The 15,777-nt window shown below is 68.0% G+C and carries 12 protein-coding genes, 1 tRNA gene and 1 pseudogene; 6 read left to right on the top strand and 8 right to left on the bottom strand.

Features of this window, described 5'->3' with window-relative positions; translation table 11 throughout:
* Positions 1 to 203: 203 nt before the first annotated feature.
* The 6 genes from pknB to OG936_RS16895 all read right to left on the bottom strand — a co-directional run bounded on the left by pknB (position 204) and on the right by OG936_RS16895 (position 8,262).
* Complete coding sequence (pknB, locus tag OG936_RS16920) at positions 204 to 2,192, bottom strand: Stk1 family PASTA domain-containing Ser/Thr kinase (protein ID WP_406495673.1); 1,989 nt, start codon at positions 2,190 to 2,192, stop codon at positions 204 to 206.
* 167 nt (positions 2,193 to 2,359) lie between these two features.
* A complete protein-coding gene (locus tag OG936_RS16915) occupies positions 2,360 to 3,817 on the bottom strand; it encodes a penicillin-binding transpeptidase domain-containing protein (RefSeq protein ID WP_406495672.1) in 1,458 nt (485 codons plus the stop codon).
* Positions 3,814 to 5,214, bottom strand: a complete 1,401-nt coding sequence (locus OG936_RS16910) for an FtsW/RodA/SpoVE family cell cycle protein (protein ID WP_406495670.1) — start codon at positions 5,212 to 5,214, stop codon at positions 3,814 to 3,816. Before OG936_RS16910 ends, OG936_RS16915 begins: the two co-directional genes overlap by 4 nt.
* 23 nt (positions 5,215 to 5,237) lie before the next feature.
* Positions 5,238 to 6,734: a Stp1/IreP family PP2C-type Ser/Thr phosphatase gene (locus OG936_RS16905; protein WP_406495668.1), complete on the bottom strand. Its 1,497-nt coding sequence runs from the start codon at positions 6,732 to 6,734 to the stop codon at positions 5,238 to 5,240.
* 129 nt (positions 6,735 to 6,863) lie between these two features.
* Entirely contained in the window at positions 6,864 to 7,379 is a 516-nt protein-coding gene (locus OG936_RS16900) for an FHA domain-containing protein (RefSeq protein ID WP_266747285.1), read from the bottom strand.
* 10 nt (positions 7,380 to 7,389) lie between these two features.
* Complete coding sequence (locus tag OG936_RS16895) at positions 7,390 to 8,262, bottom strand: FhaA domain-containing protein (protein ID WP_383752049.1); 873 nt, start codon at positions 8,260 to 8,262, stop codon at positions 7,390 to 7,392.
* A gap of 315 nt (positions 8,263 to 8,577) precedes the next feature.
* Here OG936_RS16895 and OG936_RS16890 point away from each other — a divergent pair.
* Both OG936_RS16890 and OG936_RS16885 read left to right on the top strand, forming a co-directional pair.
* A tRNA-Leu gene (locus OG936_RS16890) sits at positions 8,578 to 8,660 on the top strand.
* A gap of 196 nt (positions 8,661 to 8,856) precedes the next feature.
* Positions 8,857 to 9,397, top strand: a pseudogene (locus OG936_RS16885) (sensor histidine kinase); the annotation flags it as partial.
* Positions 9,398 to 9,527: 130 nt separating this feature from the next.
* Here the strand turns inward: OG936_RS16885 and OG936_RS16880 are convergent.
* Positions 9,528 to 9,992 (bottom strand): MarR family winged helix-turn-helix transcriptional regulator, encoded by a 465-nt coding sequence (locus tag OG936_RS16880; protein ID WP_406495666.1) that lies wholly within the window; start codon positions 9,990 to 9,992, stop codon positions 9,528 to 9,530.
* A 90-nt stretch (positions 9,993 to 10,082) separates the two neighbouring features.
* On the opposite strand from OG936_RS16880, the gene OG936_RS16875 reads away from it, so the two are divergent.
* The 4 genes from OG936_RS16875 (at position 10,083) to OG936_RS16860 (ending at position 14,302) form a co-directional block, all read left to right on the top strand.
* Entirely contained in the window at positions 10,083 to 11,237 is a 1,155-nt protein-coding gene (locus tag OG936_RS16875; protein WP_406495664.1) for a hypothetical protein, read from the top strand.
* A 162-nt stretch (positions 11,238 to 11,399) separates the two neighbouring features.
* Positions 11,400 to 12,860, top strand: a complete 1,461-nt coding sequence (locus OG936_RS16870; RefSeq protein ID WP_406495662.1) for a DUF2252 domain-containing protein — start codon at positions 11,400 to 11,402, stop codon at positions 12,858 to 12,860.
* 58 nt (positions 12,861 to 12,918) lie between these two features.
* Positions 12,919 to 13,911, top strand: coding sequence for a hypothetical protein (locus tag OG936_RS16865; protein WP_406495660.1), 993 nt, complete (start codon positions 12,919 to 12,921; stop codon positions 13,909 to 13,911).
* 46 nt (positions 13,912 to 13,957) lie between these two features.
* Positions 13,958 to 14,302: a rhodanese-like domain-containing protein gene (locus OG936_RS16860; protein ID WP_383752064.1), complete on the top strand. Its 345-nt coding sequence runs from the start codon at positions 13,958 to 13,960 to the stop codon at positions 14,300 to 14,302.
* A gap of 103 nt (positions 14,303 to 14,405) precedes the next feature.
* On the opposite strand, the gene OG936_RS16855 is transcribed toward OG936_RS16860, so the two are convergent.
* Entirely contained in the window at positions 14,406 to 15,641 is a 1,236-nt protein-coding gene (locus OG936_RS16855) for an acyl-CoA dehydrogenase family protein (protein ID WP_406495658.1), read from the bottom strand.
* Positions 15,642 to 15,777 lie beyond the last annotated feature (136 nt).

Here is a 15,777-nt window from a genome sequence, read left to right as displayed (position 1 = left end):
GTCTCGGATGTTGGTGCGAAGTGGGGGTGGGGCCTGATCCCCATGTCACCCCATCTGTCCAACAAATCAGCACATATGAAGACACGATCGGTTTACGGCTGCATGTGCGGTATGCCGGGCCGGAGGCGTCGTGGCAGGGCACAGCAAAGAGCCCCGGTCACCATTGCGGTGCCGGGGCTCTTTGGCAGTCGGGGCGATTCGGGTCAGCGCCGGCGTGAGCCGGACGGGCCGCCGAAGATGTTGCCGTCTCCACCGTCCTGCACGGTCCAGACGGTGACCACGCTGTTCTTGTCGACCTGCTGGTTCGCGTTGGGCTGGAAGCTGACGACCTTCGCGTTGTCGTCGTTCGAACCCGGCACCTGGATCTGCAGGCCCGCCTGGGCCAGCAGGTTCTTCGCCTGGCCGAGGGTCTGGCCCTGGAGGTCGGGAACCGTGGTCTGCTCAGGCTGAGGCGGGCCCTTCGAGACCTTCAGGACGATCGGCGTGTCCTTGGCCTGCTTGCCGACTCCGGGGGACTGCTCGACCACGATGTCCACCGCCTCGGGCGAGTCGATGTCGACACGCGAAATGCTTGTGAACCCGATGCCCCTGAGCTGGGCCTCTGCATCCGCGTACGTCCTACCCTTCACGGGAGGGAGGTCCAGCAGGGCCTGCTTGGCGACCGTGATGGTGACCTCGGAGTTCTTCTCGGCCTTGGCGCCGCCGTCGGGGTCCTGCTTGATGACGGTACCCTCGGTCATTTCGGACTCGACCGCGGTGACGTTCACCGTGAAGCCCTTGTCTTCAAGCTCTTTACGGGCTGTCGCCTCGGTCTTCTCCACGACGGCCGGGACCTCGACCTTCGGCGCGCCGGTGGAGACGACGACCGTGACGGTGTCCTGCTTCGCCATCTTGCCGTCCGCGGTGGTCGGGGTCGGGGACTGGCTGCAGATCTTACCCTTGGGCTGGTCCTCGCAGGGTTCGTTCGAGTCGACCTTGAGGATGACCTCGGCGTTCTCCGCGCGTTTCTCTGCCTGCTGCACGGTCAAGCCGACCATGTTCGGCACATCGACCTTGCTGCTGTCGTTGTTGTTTTCGCTGAACACCGACCGGCCGATCAGGATCGCGCCGATCAGCACCAGGACGCCCGCGACGATCAGCAGGATCGTCGAGATGTTGCTCTTCTTCTGGCGCCTGCGGTCCGGTCGGTCGTCGTAGCCGTAGCCGCCGTCGTCCGGGTTGACCGGGGGCAGCATGGACGTGGCTGCGCCGTTCTGGTCCGCGGCACGCAGTGCGGTGGTCGGCTGGTCGTTGCCGTATCCGTCGTAGCCGCCGTAACCGGGCGCGCCCATCGCCGCGGTGGCGGCGACCGGCTGGCCGTCGAGGCAGGCCTCGATGTCGGCGCGCATCTCGTCGGCCGACTGGTAGCGGTAGTCGGGGTCCTTGGTCAGGGCCTTCAACACGATCGCGTCCATCGCGGGTGTGATCTCGGGGTCGAAGTTGCTCGGCGGCTGCGGCTCTTCCCGTACGTGCTGGTAGGCGACCGCGACGGGTGAGTCCCCGATGAACGGCGGCCGGACCGTCAGCAGCTCGTAGAGCAGGCAGCCGGTCGAGTACAGGTCGGAACGCGCGTCGACCTGCTCGCCCTTGGCCTGCTCCGGGGAGAGGTACTGGGCGGTGCCGATGACGGCCGAGGTCTGGGTCATCGTCATGCCGGAGTCACCCATGGCGCGGGCGATGCCGAAGTCCATGACCTTGACCTGGCCGGTGCGCGTCAGCATGACGTTCGCCGGCTTGATGTCGCGGTGGACGATGCCCGCGCGGTGCGAGTACTCCAGTGCCTGGAGGATGCCGACGGTCATCTCGAGGGTGCGCTCGGGCAGCAGCTTGCGGCCGGAGTGCAGAAGTTCCCTGAGCGTCGATCCGTCGACGTACTCCATGACGATGTACGGGATGGAGACCCCGTCGACGTAATCCTCGCCGGTGTCGTAGACCGCGACGATCGCCGGGTGGTTGAGCGAGGCGGCGGACTGGGCCTCACGGCGGAACCGGGCCTGGAAGGACGGATCGCGGGCCAGGTCGGCCCGCAGCGTCTTCACAGCTACGGTGCGGCCGAGCCGGGTGTCGTGTGCGAGGTAGACCTCGGCCATGCCACCACGGCCGAGCACCGAGCCCAGCTCGTACCGGCCGCCGAGGCGACGCGGCTCTTCCATAACTGTTCCAGCCCTCTCCGTCAGTCCCGACCGCACCGGTGTGTGGTCCGGCGGTGTGCTGCTCGCGCATACGCTACCGGCCGCGCACTACCTGATCGGCCCGGAGTCCGGACCTGATATCTGACCGGTATCCCAATGTGCAGGTATGGCACCCCATGTGATGGGCATCACTTCCTGCTGTCGATGACCGCCTTCATTACAGCCTGCGCGATCGGGGCGGCCAGACCACCACCGGAGATGTCGTCACGGTTGGCCTGGCCGTCCTCGACGACCACGGCGACGGCGACCGGGGAGCCGCTGTCGGTCTTGGCGTACGAGATGAACCAGGCGTACGGCTTCTCGCTGTTGTTCAGACCGTGCTGGGCCGTACCCGTCTTGCCACCGACGGTGACGCCCGGGATCTTGGCGTTCTGCCCCGTGCCTTTCTCGACGACGGTCTCCATCATCTGCTGGAGCTTCTGGGCGTTCTCACCCGAGAGGGGCTGGCTGAGCTGCTCCTTCTCGTGGGTGTAGATCGGATCCAGGCTGGGGGCCTGGCGCTCGGCGACCATGTACGGCTGCATCAGCTTGCCGTCGTTGGCGACCGCGGCGGCGACCATCGCCATCTGCAGCGGGGTGGCGCGGTTGGACGCCTGGCCGATCCCGGCCATGGCGTTCTGCGGCCGGTTGTCCTTGGGGTAGACGCTGGCGTCGGCCCGTACCGGGGTGAAGATCTCCTTGTTGAAGCCGAACTTATTGGCCTCGTCGATCATCTTCTGGTTACCGAGGTCATCGCTGATCTTGCCGAAGACGGTGTTGCAGGACCACCGCAGCGCTTCCCGGAGCGAGGCGTTTTTGCACGGGATGCTGCCCTCGTTCTCCAGGTTGCCGGTGGTCTGCGGGAGCCGGTAGGGAAGCGGCGACCTGGTGGCCTCGTCGATGCTGGTGTACAGCCCGTTCTCCAGCGCGGCTGCAGCGGTGACGACCTTGAACGTCGAGCCCGGCGGGTAGGTCTCGCGCAATGCCCGGTTGAGCATCGGCTTGTCCTTGTCGTTCAGCAGCTGCTGCCGGGCTTCCGCGTCCTTGAGGGAATTGCCCGCGAAGACCGAGGGGTCGTACGAAGGGGTGCTGACGAGGGCCAGGATGGCGCCGGTCTGCGGGTCGAGCGCGGCTACGGCCCCCTTCTTGTCGCCGAGTCCCTTGAAGGCGGCCTTCTGGGCGGCGGCGTTGAGAGTGGTGACGATGTTGCCACCGGTCTTCTTCTCACCGGTGAAGAGGGACAGCGTGCGGTTGAAGAACAGCTGGTCGCTGTTGCCGGTGAGGATTCCGTCCTCGATGTTCTCCAACTGCGACGCGTCGAACGCCTGCGAGGAGTAGCCGGTCACGGGCGCCCACATGGGACCGTTCTTCCAGACCCTCTTGTACTTGAAGTCGCTGCCCTTGGTCTCGACGGACCCGGTGACGGGGTTTCCGTCGACGATGATGTTGCCGCGCTCGTGTGCGTACCGCTCGATCTGGACGCGACGGTTGTGCTCGTTCGCGTTCAGTTCGTCGGCACGCACGTACTGGAGCCAGTTGACACGGACCAGGAGAGCGAGGACGAGCAGCCCGCAGAAGACCGCGATCCTACGAAGGGGCTTGTTCACGGTCGGACCACCTGGGTCATCTCGGCGTCGGGTGATGGGGCTGGGGCCGGCGCGGGCCGCCGCGCGGTGTCGCTGATACGGAGCAGGATTCCGATCAGGGCCCAGTTGGCGATCACTGACGATCCGCCTTGCGCGAGGAACGGCATGGTCATTCCGGTCAGCGGAATGAGTCCCATGACACCGCCGGCGACGACGAAGACCTGAATGGCGAAGGAGCCGGAGAGCCCGATCGCGAGAAGCTTGCCGAAGGGGTCGCGGGCAGCGAGCGCGGTGCGGACACCGCGCTCGACGATCAGACCGTAGATGAGGAGGATGGCCATCATCCCGGCGAGGCCGAGCTCCTCGCCGAAGGTGGCGAGGATGAAGTCGGAGTTGGCGGCGAAGCCGATCAGGTCGGAATTGCCCTGGCCGAGGCCGGTGCCGAGCGTGCCGCCGGAGCCGAACGCCATCAGGGACTTGGCCATCTGCTCGCTGGCGTCCAGCTTGCCCCATCCGGCGAACGGGTCGAGCCAGGCGGTGACACGCTGCTGGACGTGCGGTTCGAATGCGGCCACACCCACGGCGCCGGCTGCGGACATCAGCAGGCCGAAGACGATCCAGCTGGTGCGCTCGGTGGCGACGTACAGCATGACGACGAACATGCCGAAGAACAGCAGGGACGAGCCGAGGTCGGTCTCGAAGACCAGGATGAGGATCGAGAAGGCCCAGACCATGAGGATCGGCCCGAGGTCCCTGCCCCGCGGCAGATACAGGCCCATGAAGCGGCGGCTGGCCAGGGCCAGCGCGTCGCGCTTGACCATGAGATAGCCGGCGAAGAACACCGAAATGATGATCTTGGCGAACTCCCCTGGCTGGATCGTGCCGACGCCGGGGATGTTGATCCAGATCTTGGCGCCGTTCACGGCGGGGAAGAACATGGGAAGGATCAGGAGGAACAGCGCCACCAGCATGGAGATGTAGGTGTAGCGCTGCAGAATGCGGTGATCCTTGAGGGCCACCAGTACGACGACGAGCAGTCCGACGCCGACAGCGGAGAACATCAGCTGCTTGGACGCAGCGGGTGCGAAGGTCTTCAGTGCCTGGAACCTTTCCGACTGGTCCAGGCGCCAGATGATCGCCAGTCCCAGGCCGTTGAGCAAGGTGGCCAGCGGCAGCAGAAGCGGGTCCGCGTAGGGGGCAAATCTGCGGACCGCGAGATGTGCGACGCCTGCGAGCAGGGCGAGCCCGAGTCCGTATCCGAGCATGCCGGAGGGCAGTGCGCCGTTGAGGGCGAGGCCCACGTTGGCGTACGCAAACACCGAGATGAAGACGGCGAAGAGAAGCAGAACCAGTTCGGTGTTGCGACGGCTCGGTGCGTCGATAGCGCCGATCGTGGTCGTGTTGGTGACAACGCTCATGGTGCTGAAGGCCCCCTACGGCTTTACTGCTTACCGCACTGCGGGACCAGCTTTTTCTCTTCCTCCGAGAGGCTGGGACCAGGAGTGGGAGTCGCTGTGGTCGGCTTGGTCTTGGTGGCGTCGGAGGTGCCGGACGTCTTGGCGGCGCCGGAGTCCGTGCCACTGGCTTGGCCCTCGTCGGAGCCGGCCTTCGCGGCCGCGCGTCGCTGGGCGTCCTTCTTGCAGGCGGACGCCTGGACGGAGAGTTCGCCGATCTTCTCGCGCGCGGCGGTGAGGTTGCCCTCGGCGATGGTCGCCTCGACCTTATTGCGCTGGTAGGGCGGCAGGTACTTGAGTTCGATCTCGGGGTGGTCCTTCTCGACCTTCGAGAGCGAGACCCACGCCAGGTCCTGGCTGATGCCGCGGAACAGCGCGACGTGTTCGTTCTTCGCGCCGACATAGAACTGGTTCTGGGTCCAGCGGTAGCCGCCGTAGAGACCGCCGCCGACGACGGCGAGGGCGAGCACGGTGCAGAAGGACCGCTTGAGCCACCTGCGGCCGCCGCGGGGCTTGACGAAGTCGTCGTCGGTGTACGCGTCGAAGGAGCCGTCCGGCATTCCGCCGTAGCCGACGTCGTCGCCGCTGCCGGGCGGGCCGAAGCCGCCGGCGGGCGGCGGGACGGGACGGCCGAGGCCGGCCGCTCGTCCGGCGGGGGTCTGCATGGCGCCGCCGTCGTTCTGCTGGGCGGCCTGGTTCTCGGCGACCGCGCCGACGATGACCGGGGTGTCGTTGAGCTGCCCGGCCAGGGTGTCGTTGCTGTCGACGTCGACGACGTCGGCGACGATGCAGGTGATGTTGTCCGGGCCGCCGCCGCGCAGAGCGAGCTGGATCAGCTCCTGGATGGTCTCCTGGGGGCCCTGGTAACTGGCGAGGGTCTCTTCCATCGTCTGGTGGGAGACGACGCCGGAGAGACCGTCGGAGCAGATCAGATAGCGGTCGCCGGCCCGGACCTCACGGATGGAGAGATCGGGTTCGACGTGGTCGCCACTGCCCAGCGCACGCATCAAGAGAGCGCGCTGCGGGTGGGTGGTGGCCTCTTCCTCGGTGATCCGGCCCTCATCGACCAGCCGCTGCACCCAGGTGTGGTCCTGGGTGATCTGGGTGAGTACGCCGTCACGCAGCAGGTACGCGCGGGAGTCGCCGACGTGGACGAGGCCGAGGCGCTGGCCGGTCCAGAGCAGGGCGGTGAGCGTGGTGCCCATGCCCTCCAGCTGGGGGTCCTCCTCGACCATCATGCGCAGCTGGTCATTGGCCCGCTGGACCGCCGTACCGAGCGAAGTGAGGATGTCCGAGCCCGGGACGTCGTCGTCGAGCTGGACGAGCGTGGAGATCACCTCGGAGCTGGCGACCTCACCGGCCGCCTGGCCGCCCATGCCGTCGGCGATGGCGAGAAGGCGCGGACCGGCGTAGCCGGAGTCCTCGTTGCCCTCTCGGATCATGCCCTTGTGCGATCCGGCGGCGAAGCGCAGGGAAAGACTCATGCGCACCTCACCCGTCGGCTCGGGGTACAGCCGGTCTCGAGCCACACTGCCCACCCTCCGGTCGGGAGCCGGGCCGGGTCCGTTGCCCGGGCTGTCGCGGCTCGCTCGCTCCGTTCGCTCATTGTCGTACTACTTCCGCAGCTCGATGACGGTCTTGCCGATCCGGATCGGCGCGCCCAGCGGAACAGGCGTCGGGGTGGTGAGTCGGGTCCGGTCGAGATATGTGCCGTTGGTGGACCCGAGATCCTCGACGATCCACTGGCCGTCACGGTCGGGGTAGATCCTGGCATGCCTGCTGGACGCGTAGTCGTCGTCCAGCACGATCGTTGAGTCATGGGCCCGGCCCAGCGTGATGGTCTGTCCCTGGAGCGTCACCGTGGTGCCGGTGAGAGTGCCTTCGGAGACGACCAGCTTTGTGGGTGCCCCCCGGCGCTGGCGGCCGGGCTGTTGGCGTTGCTGCGGCGGTGCCGCAGGATTCTGGCGCGTCTGTGGCGGTCGTGCGTCGTTCGCGGTGCGGCGTGAGCCGCGCTGCGTGACGCGCGTACCGAACAGGTCGCTGCGAATGACCTGGACGGCCACGATTACGAACAGCCACAGAACAGCCAGGAATCCTAGCCGCATGACCGTCAGGGTCAGCTCTGACATTGCCCCCGCTTCACCCTTCGGCTTGCCGGTAAACGATGGTGGTGCTGCCCACGACGATCCGCGAGCCGTCGCGGAGCGTAGCGCGGGTTGTGTGCTGCCCGTCCACCACGATGCCGTTGGTGGACCCGAGATCCTGGATCGTCGAGGGCGTTCCGGTCCGGATCTCACAGTGCCGACGCGATACGCCGGGGTCGTCGATCCGCACGTCGGCGTCGGTGCTGCGTCCCAGCACCAGCGTCGGGCGGGAGATCTGATGGCGGGTGCCGTTGATCTCGATCCAGCGCCGCACCTGCGCGTTCGGCAGGGGGCTGGGTCCGGCCGGCGGGCGCCGGTCGGTACTGGGTGCTCCGGGCCTGCCTGCGCCCGGCGGCGGCGCCGCGGGCATGGGCGGGGCGGAGCTGGGCGGATAGCCGTAACCGCCGGTGGGCTGCGCGGGACGTCCCGGGCCCGGGTGGGGGGGCTGGCCGGGCTGTCCCGGCCGGCCCTGGGGGTCCTGCTGCTGTGACGAACTCGACGCCAGGGTGCGGCTGCGCACCCGGTAGAGCCCGGTGTCCAGGTCGTCGGCCTTCTCCAGATGGACCTTGATGGGGCCCATGAAGGTGTACCGCTGCTGCTTGGCGTAGTCGCGGACCAGGCTGGAGAGTTCGTCGCCCAACTGTCCCGAGTACGGGCTGAGTCGCTCGTAGTCGGGGGTGCTGAGCTCGACGATGAAGTCGTTGGGGACGACGGTCCGCTCACGGTTCCAGATCGTTGCGTTGTTGTCGCACTCGCGCTGGAGGGCTCCCGCGATCTCGACCGGCTGGACCTCGGACTTGAAGACCTTGGCGAAGGTGCCATTGACCAGACCTTCGAGACGCTGCTCGAAACGCTTCATGACTCCCATGGGGCACCTCCTCCGTTGTAGTCGTCCCTGTACTGCTTACTGATCGTATCCACGCGTCGGGAAATCGGCTGGTTCCCCTTGTCTGCCCTGTGGATGAGTGTCACCTCTCACACGGATCGTAGAGGCGGCCTCCTCATAGTGTCCCGCACGAGGGGTGCACTGAGGAGGAGTGGGGGCGGCCGCTGGGCGTTCCCGTTTCCCGCCAGGCGTTCGGTGAAACAACGGATGTGAATCCACCCTGTCCAGCGTGCTAATCTTCCGGATGTCGCCAGGCGCTCGCACCAAACGGTGGGAGAGTCTGAAAACACCACTCTTGCGCGAGTGGCGGAACGGCAGACGCGCTGGCTTCAGGTGCCAGTGTCCTTTGGGACGTGGGGGTTCAAATCCCCCCTCGCGCACAAGAGAGAAGCCCCACAGGCCAAACGGTCTGTGGGGCTTCTTCGTTCCCGCCGGTGCACGTCGGTTCCCGCGGGTACACGTCGGTTCTTGCTGGTGCTCGAGGGCGCTCGGCGTGCCTGTTATGTCGGTCGCCGGCCATGCTTGTCGCGTTTCGCGTGCTCGCTGTCTCCGTGGCCGATGGGCTGCGTGACCGTGGGGCAGGCGCGGCTCATGGAACGCCAGCGGATCGCCCAGAACATGCACGACAGCCTCGGTCACCGACGGGCGCTCATTGCTGCCCATACGGGAGCGCTGGAGGTCGACCGGGACGTGATGGCACGGCAGCGGGAAGTGGTCGGGGTGCTGCGAGACGCCCCGGTCCACGCGATGCATGAGCTGCGCGAGGTCGTCGGCATTCTCCGGGACGGTGTCGAGGTACCGGTGCAGGGCGGTGAGGGCGGACAGTCGGCGGCGCGGGGTACCGCCGGCATCGAGGAGTTGACGGCGGCGGCGCGGGCTGCCGGAAGCGCCGTGGAGGCTTCGCCGTGCGGGAAGGATCCGGGCGCTGGCCGCGGCCGCGGACCATGCGGCGTACCGCGTTGTCCAGGAAGCGCTGACCAATGCGTACAAGCATGCGGCGAGTGGGGCGATCACGGTCGAGCTGCGCTGCGAGCCGGATTCCTTCGTCGTCGAGATCGTCAATGGTCCACAGCGGCATGTGCAGCCTGCGGGTGGCGGAGCTCAGCTGCTGGCGCTGCTTGGGGAGGGGCTCTCCAACGCGGACGCGGGCAGGCGGTTGCACATGAGCGAGGCGACGGTGAAGACGATGTGAGCCGGATCCTGGCGAAGCTGGGTTGCGAGAACCGGGTGCAGGCTGCGGGTGCAGGTCAGGGGTTCTGCGGGGTGGTTGCGCTGGCGTCGCCTGCCGAGTTGTAGCGCAGTAGGTACTCCGCGAACCTGGCGAGGTCGTCCGTTGTCCAGTCGGCGAGACGCTGCTGGTACGCGGCTTGGCGGCTGGCCTGCGTCGAGGCGAGTGCCCGGGTTCCTGCCTCGGTGGGGTGCAGTACCTGGATGCGATGGTCGTCCGGGTCCGGGTGGCGCTCGACCAGGCCCAGCTTTTCCAGAGTGCCGACCTGCCGGCTGACCGTCGATTTGTCCAGCATGTAGTGCGCGGCAAGATCCGTTGCCCGGCAGCCGTGCTGGTCGTCGATGTGCGCCAGCAGCGTGTACGAGACCAGGGGCAGTTCCGGATGGAGGCGGGCTGCCGCGGCCCGCGCGCGACGCGCGAAGGCGGTCAGTTCGCGCTGGATGACATTCAGCGATTCTTCGCGTTCTACGGGGTCGCCTGGCACTGGTTCGCCTTCCGTCTCGTCTCCCTGGGGATTCGGTTGCATAGCGCAACGAATTAGGAGTTGTAAAAGCCAACTATTGGAGTGTTCCGCATGTCCTCAGGCCCGAGTGCCGCCGCCGGCTCCACCGCAGCCGCTCTGCGTCATGTGCTGAGCCATCTCGTCACGCCGCTGCTGATGTGCATCGGCATGGGGCTCGCCTACCTCGGGGCGTTTCACGCCCCTGAGCCGCACGAGCTGAGGGTGGACGTGGTCGGGTCGGGGCCGAGCGCGCAGGTGCTCGCGCAGACGCTGCAGGACAAGGGCGACGGGGCGCTGAGTGTGCACACGGTCCCTGATCGCGCAGCGGCGGTGAATCACCTGAAGACACAGGCCAGTTACGGTGCCTACCTGCCGGGGAAGCACCCCGAGCTGCTGGTGGCCGGCGCGGCGTCCGACACCAGCGCCACGGTGGTCGAGAAGATCTTCACCAAGGTCGCCGCCGAGCACGGTCATCCGCTGAAGGTGACGGACACGGCACCGACCGCGGACGGCGATCCGACCGGCCAGGGCATCTTCTTCCTGCTGGTTGCGGTGAGCATCGGTTCCTACGCCTCGGTCGCGGTGATCGGAGGCGCGGGTGCGGTGCTTTCGCTGCAGATCAGGGCCGCGCTGACGGCTGCCGCGTCCCTCGCGGTGAGCCTGATCGGAGTGGTCTTCGCCGGTCCGCTGTTCGGTCTCGTGGACCACGGGCTCGGCGGTCTCTGGGCGATGGCCTGGCTCTACTCGGCGGGCATTCTGCTGATCGGCGTCGGGCTGCACACCTTCCTCAAGCGGTGGACGACGCTCGGCGTGATGGTGCTCTTCGTGATGCTCAACTTCACCAGCTCCGGCGGCATCTTCCGGCCGGAGCTGCAGCCCGGCTTCTTCGGTGCGCTGCACTCCTTCTGGAACGGTGCGGGCTTCGTCGAGGGCGTACGCAGTCATGTGTACTTCGGCGGATATGCGCTCGGCCGGAATGTGCTGGTGCTCGCGCTCTGGTTCGTGGTGGGTCTGGCAATGATGGGTGCGGCAGGGCTGGTCGAGGCGAGGCGGCGGAAGGTCGCGGTGGAGGCCGCTCCGGCAGAGGCGGCCGGGGGAACGGTCGAGGCCGGGGCCGCACGGGGACGGGGGCGACACATCAGGGCCGAAGCCCGGACCGAGGTGGACGACGAGCAAGAGCTGGAAGGGGAGTTGGAAGAGGAGCTGGAAGAGGCCGTCGGCGTCTGACCAGGGCAGAGCGTTGCCCATGGGGTGTTGTCCACAGGCCGGAACGTGAGTTCTCCACAGGGGCAGACGGCTTTTGGCGGACGGCGGTACCTTCGTCGCAATTGATCTGCGACAGGGCGTCGGGCCAGGAGCGCAGGGCGAGGGTGGGGGAGGCCGCGCGCCATGGGCAAAATCGAAGCGACAGTGCCGGTTCAGCGGGCTGTACAAGGGAATCCGCGTATTCCGGTCGTGCCCGGATTCGCTCGCCGGGCGGATGGGGTGGCCGCGGTGGGCGGGAGCGCGCCGCAGTCGCCCAGGGGGGTAGGCAAGGCCTTGCGGGAGAGAGTGTCCAGGGCCTCTCACTCCTCTCTGGACCTTCCGGCCGGGCGGCCCGATGCCGTGCAGGCGGTCGAGGAGTCAAGCCGCGGCCGGGTGCCCGGGCTCACTCCGATCCGGGTGGGGCGGATGGCCGCCACACCTTTCGCCTTTCTGCGTGGCTCGGCCGGGCTGATGGCCCATGACCTGGCGGGCACGCCCGTCAGCGGGGTGGGCGCTCAGCTCTGCGGTGATGCGCACGCAGCCAATTTCGGCCTGTACGGCGATGCACGCGGCAGCCTGGTCATCGATCTGAACGATTTCGACGAGACCATGTTCGGCCCCTGGGAATGGGACCTCAAGCGCCTCGCCACATCGCTGGTGCTCGCCGGGCGGGAGGCCGGGGCGGACGAGGACACCTGCCGCCAGGGTGCACACGACACGGTGGGCGCCTACCGGCGGACGATGCGGCTGCTGGCCAAGATGCCCGCGCTCGATGCCTGGAATGCCATCGCAGACGAGGAATTGGTTTCGCACACCGATGCGCGGGATCTGCTCGACACCCTGGAGCGGGTATCGGAAAAGGCCCGTAACAACACCAGCGCCCGTTTCGCGGCCAAGTCCACCGAGGATTCCGGGGACGGCGGACGTCGCTTCATCGACGCGCCGCCGGTGCTGCGGCGGGTACCGGACGACGAGGCCGCGGCGGTGGCGGCGGGGCTCGGCGATTATCTGGGCACGATCTCGGAGGACCGGGTGCCGCTCCTCGCCAGGTACGCGATCCACGACGTGGCGTTCCGGGTGGTCGGCACGGGGAGCGTCGGCACCCGATCGTACGTGGTGCTCCTGCTCGATCACCGTGGCGAGCCCTTGGTGCTGCAGGTGAAGGAGGCGCGGCCCTCCGTACTGTCGCCGCATCTTCCGGCTGCCGGGTTCGATGTGCCGGAGGTGGCGCATGAGGGGCGTCGAGTGGTGCTTGGACAGAAGCGGATGCAGGTCGTCAGCGACATCCTGCTGGGGTGGGCCACCGTGGAGGGGCGCCCCTTCCAGGTGCGGCAGTTCCGGAACCGCAAGGGCAGCGTGGACCCGGCGGCCCTGGCAACCGACCAGGTCGACGATTACGGCCGGATGACCGGTGCGCTGCTGGCGCGGGCCCATGCACACAGCGCCGATCCGCGACTGATCGCGGGTTACTGCGGCAAGAACGAAGAGCTGGACGAGGCGGTGGCGGCGTTCGCGGTGACGTACGCGGACCGCACGGAGGCGGACCACACGGAGCTGGTACGGGCCATCGGGGCGGGGCGAATAGCCGCCGAACCGGGCGTGTGAGGGGCATTGAGCCGACCGCGCGTCATCGGGGTGTGGGAGGTGGCCATACGCTGGACGGGTGACCCACGAAGCCGCCGGGGTGCCGACCACCCGGAACGACGATGACCGGCAGGACAACGACCGGCAGCACGATCAGCATGCGCCGGATGCGCCGGATGCGCCGGATGCGCCGGATGCGCCGGATGCGCCGGACGGCCGGTCAGCCGGTGTCGGTGCTGGTGAGGGCGCCGGTGCTGCTGATGGGACCGGCGGAGCTGTCGGCGGGCATACGGAGCGTGCTCGACCCGAGGCTCGGCTCGCCAAGGCGGTACGGGCGGCGGAGCAGGCGTTGATCGAGTTCGAGATCGCGGTGGAGACCTTCCGGGTCGAGGTCGAGAACTTCACCCGGCTCCACCACCAGAAGCTTGGGCCGATGTACGCCCGCCTCGATGAGCTCGACGCGCAGATCGCGGAGGCCCGGGCTGCCAGGACCGGTGATCCCGAAGACCTCCGCAAGGCTCAGGAGGCCCGGGCGCTCGTGATGCCGATGCCGGGTGTCGACGAGCTGTTCCACGACTGGATCGACTCCGACGGGCTGTCCCCCGAGGCGGCGGCGATGCTGACCGAGCAGCCGGTCCGGCCGCCCAAGCGGGTCCGGCCGACCGAGGAGGCGCGCAAGCTCTACCGCGAGCTGGCGCGCAAGGCCCACCCGGACCTGGCGCAGGACGAGACGGAGCGGGCACGCAGGGACGAGTTCATCACCCGCGTCAACGCCGCTTACGGGCGTGGTGACGAGGCGCTGCTGATCGAACTGGCGCAGGAGTGGGCGGCGGGGCCGGTGACGCCGGAGATGGAGCTCAGCGAGAGCGAGGAGCTCTACGCCCGGCTGAACTGGCTGACCCAGCGCAAGGAACTGCTGACGGTGCTCGCTCAGGAGCTTGAGGAGAGCGCGATCGGAGCCATGCTGCGGATGGCGCCCGACGATCCGGACCGGCTGCTCGACGAGATCGCCGATCAGCTGCTGGGCGAGGTCGCTCAGCGTGAGGCGGAGCTGGCGGGTCTGGTGCAGTAGCGTTCCTGGTGACTCTGGAGCGTACGTACGAGAGAAGGCATGACCCATGAATTTCGTCCCGCTGCCCTCGGTGGATGTCGCGGCGGTTCCGTCGGGCGGCTTTGTGCTGGATGTCCGGGAGGACGACGAATGGGCGGCCGGGCATGTCGAAGGCGCTCTGCACATTCCGATGAGTGACTTCGTGGGTCGCTTCGGTGAGCTGACCGAGGCTGCTGAGGGCGGTCAGCGCGTGCACGTGATGTGCCGGGTCGGTGGCCGGTCCGCCCAGGTCACCCAGTACCTGGTGCAGCAGGGCATCGACGCGGTGAACATCGACGGCGGGATGCTTGCCTGGGACGGTGCCGGGCGTTCGATGGTCACCGACAACGGCACCCCGGCTTTCGTGCTCTGAGCCGGGTGGCAGCTCGGTTGCCCGGCTGCTGGTGCCTTCGGGCCGCGCGACTGCTCGGCGGCTCGACGGCTCGGGCGGCGTCGGCTGAGGGTCGGGTCGGGGGTCAGCCGAGGAGGTGTGCGGCCAGGAGGTCACCCAGTGACTCCTCGTGCGCCGCAGCCGGGCCGAGGGAGAGCTCGATCTGCTTCGCCCAGGCGTGGAAGCGGTGCAGCGGGTAGTCGGTGTCGGCGCCGAAGCCGCCGTGCAGATGCTGTGCCGTCTGCACGACCCGACGGACACCGTCCGACGCCCAGATCTTCGCCACGGCGATGTCGCCCTCGGGGGGCAGCGCGCTGTCGGCCCCGGTGGAGATCCGCCAGGCTGCTTGCCAGAGCGTCACTTCCATGGCCCGCAGGTCGATGTAACGGTCCGCGGCCTGCACGGCGACGGACTGGAAGGTCGCGACCGGAAAGCCGAACTGCTCGCGTTTGCCGGTGTATTCGCTCGTCATGGCGAGCACTGCCTCGCCCAGGCCGAGCGCGAGCGCGCACGTCCCGGTGGTGAGCAGGGCGCGCAGCCACTCCCAGGCCCCGGCGGTGTCGATCAACGCGCGGCTGTTGATCCTTACCGAATCCAGCCGGACCTCGGCGAACAGCTCACCGCTGGTGGAGACCTGTTCGGCCAGGGTGACGCCTTCGTCGGCGGGCCGGATCAGGGCAAGAACGGCCCGACCCTCCCCCGTGTGGGCGGGAACCGCGATCCAGTCCGCAGCCTGCGCCCAGGGCACCCCTGACTGCACCCCGTCGAGTACCCAGCCCGCGGCTCCACCAGAGGCATCACCGGTCGCATCGCCAAGAATTTCGTCGGGAACCTTGTCAGGCCCCTTGCCGGATACCTCACCGGGCCGGTCGCTCCGCGTGGGGACGTCGCGGTGCGCAGTGACGGCGAGCTCGGCCGGGTCGTGGCCGGAGCGGCCGTTGGCCCCGACGGTGAGGACCAACTCGCCGCGGCCGACGAGGGGAAGCAACTCGGCAGCCAGCCTCGGGTCGCCATAGCGCTGGAGCGCCATCGCGACCGTGCACGTCTCCAGCAACGGCACCCGCGCAAGCACCTTGGCGGACTCGCGCAGCACCAAACAGAGCGCGACGAGATCGAGCCCCGCCCCGCCGTGCTCCGGCGACAGCGTCAGGCCCAGCAGGTCGCCTGTGGCGAGCCCGGCCCACAGGGGCCGGTCGATGTCCTCGGCCACCGCGCCCGGCACGAGAGCCGGGCTGGGAACCCCGTCGGGTACTACGCCCGAGAAGACCGCCCTCGCCGCCTCTGTGGCTGCTTGCTGTTCCTCGGTGAAGGTGAAGTCCACTGCCCTGGCCTCCCGCGAACCGCTGCTCCCGTAAACGGACCTGACGGAGCGTCAAGATAGAACAGGTTCTATGAGAAGGGAACAGGAGGAGGCCGGGAGGAGGTGTGGAGGCGGGTGACATGGGGTGTGGCCGGCG

The sequence above is a fragment of the Streptomyces sp. NBC_00846 genome (assembly GCF_045207325.1).
GTDB lineage: Bacteria > Actinomycetota > Actinomycetes > Streptomycetales > Streptomycetaceae > Streptomyces.
The sequence above is the reverse complement of the archived record's forward strand: the minus strand, read 5'-3'. Positions and strand labels throughout refer to the sequence as shown.

Bases quoted from the DNA above. Each gene is read 5' to 3' on its own strand.
- pknB (WP_406495673.1), bottom strand. From the start codon at position 2,192: ATGGAAGAGCCGCGTCGCCTCGGCGGCCGGTACGAGCTGGGCTCGGTG.
- OG936_RS16910 (WP_406495670.1), bottom strand. From the start codon at position 5,214: ATGAGCGTTGTCACCAACACGACCACGATCGGCGCTATCGACGCACCG.
- OG936_RS16905 (WP_406495668.1), bottom strand. From the start codon at position 6,734: ATGAGTCTTTCCCTGCGCTTCGCCGCCGGATCGCACAAGGGCATGATC.
- OG936_RS16900 (WP_266747285.1), bottom strand. From the start codon at position 7,379: ATGTCAGAGCTGACCCTGACGGTCATGCGGCTAGGATTCCTGGCTGTT.
- OG936_RS16895 (WP_383752049.1), bottom strand. From the start codon at position 8,262: ATGGGAGTCATGAAGCGTTTCGAGCAGCGTCTCGAAGGTCTGGTCAAT.
- OG936_RS16875 (WP_406495664.1), top strand. From the start codon at position 10,083: ATGTCCTCAGGCCCGAGTGCCGCCGCCGGCTCCACCGCAGCCGCTCTG.
- OG936_RS16870 (WP_406495662.1), top strand. From the start codon at position 11,400: ATGGGCAAAATCGAAGCGACAGTGCCGGTTCAGCGGGCTGTACAAGGG.
- OG936_RS16860 (WP_383752064.1), top strand. From the start codon at position 13,958: ATGAATTTCGTCCCGCTGCCCTCGGTGGATGTCGCGGCGGTTCCGTCG.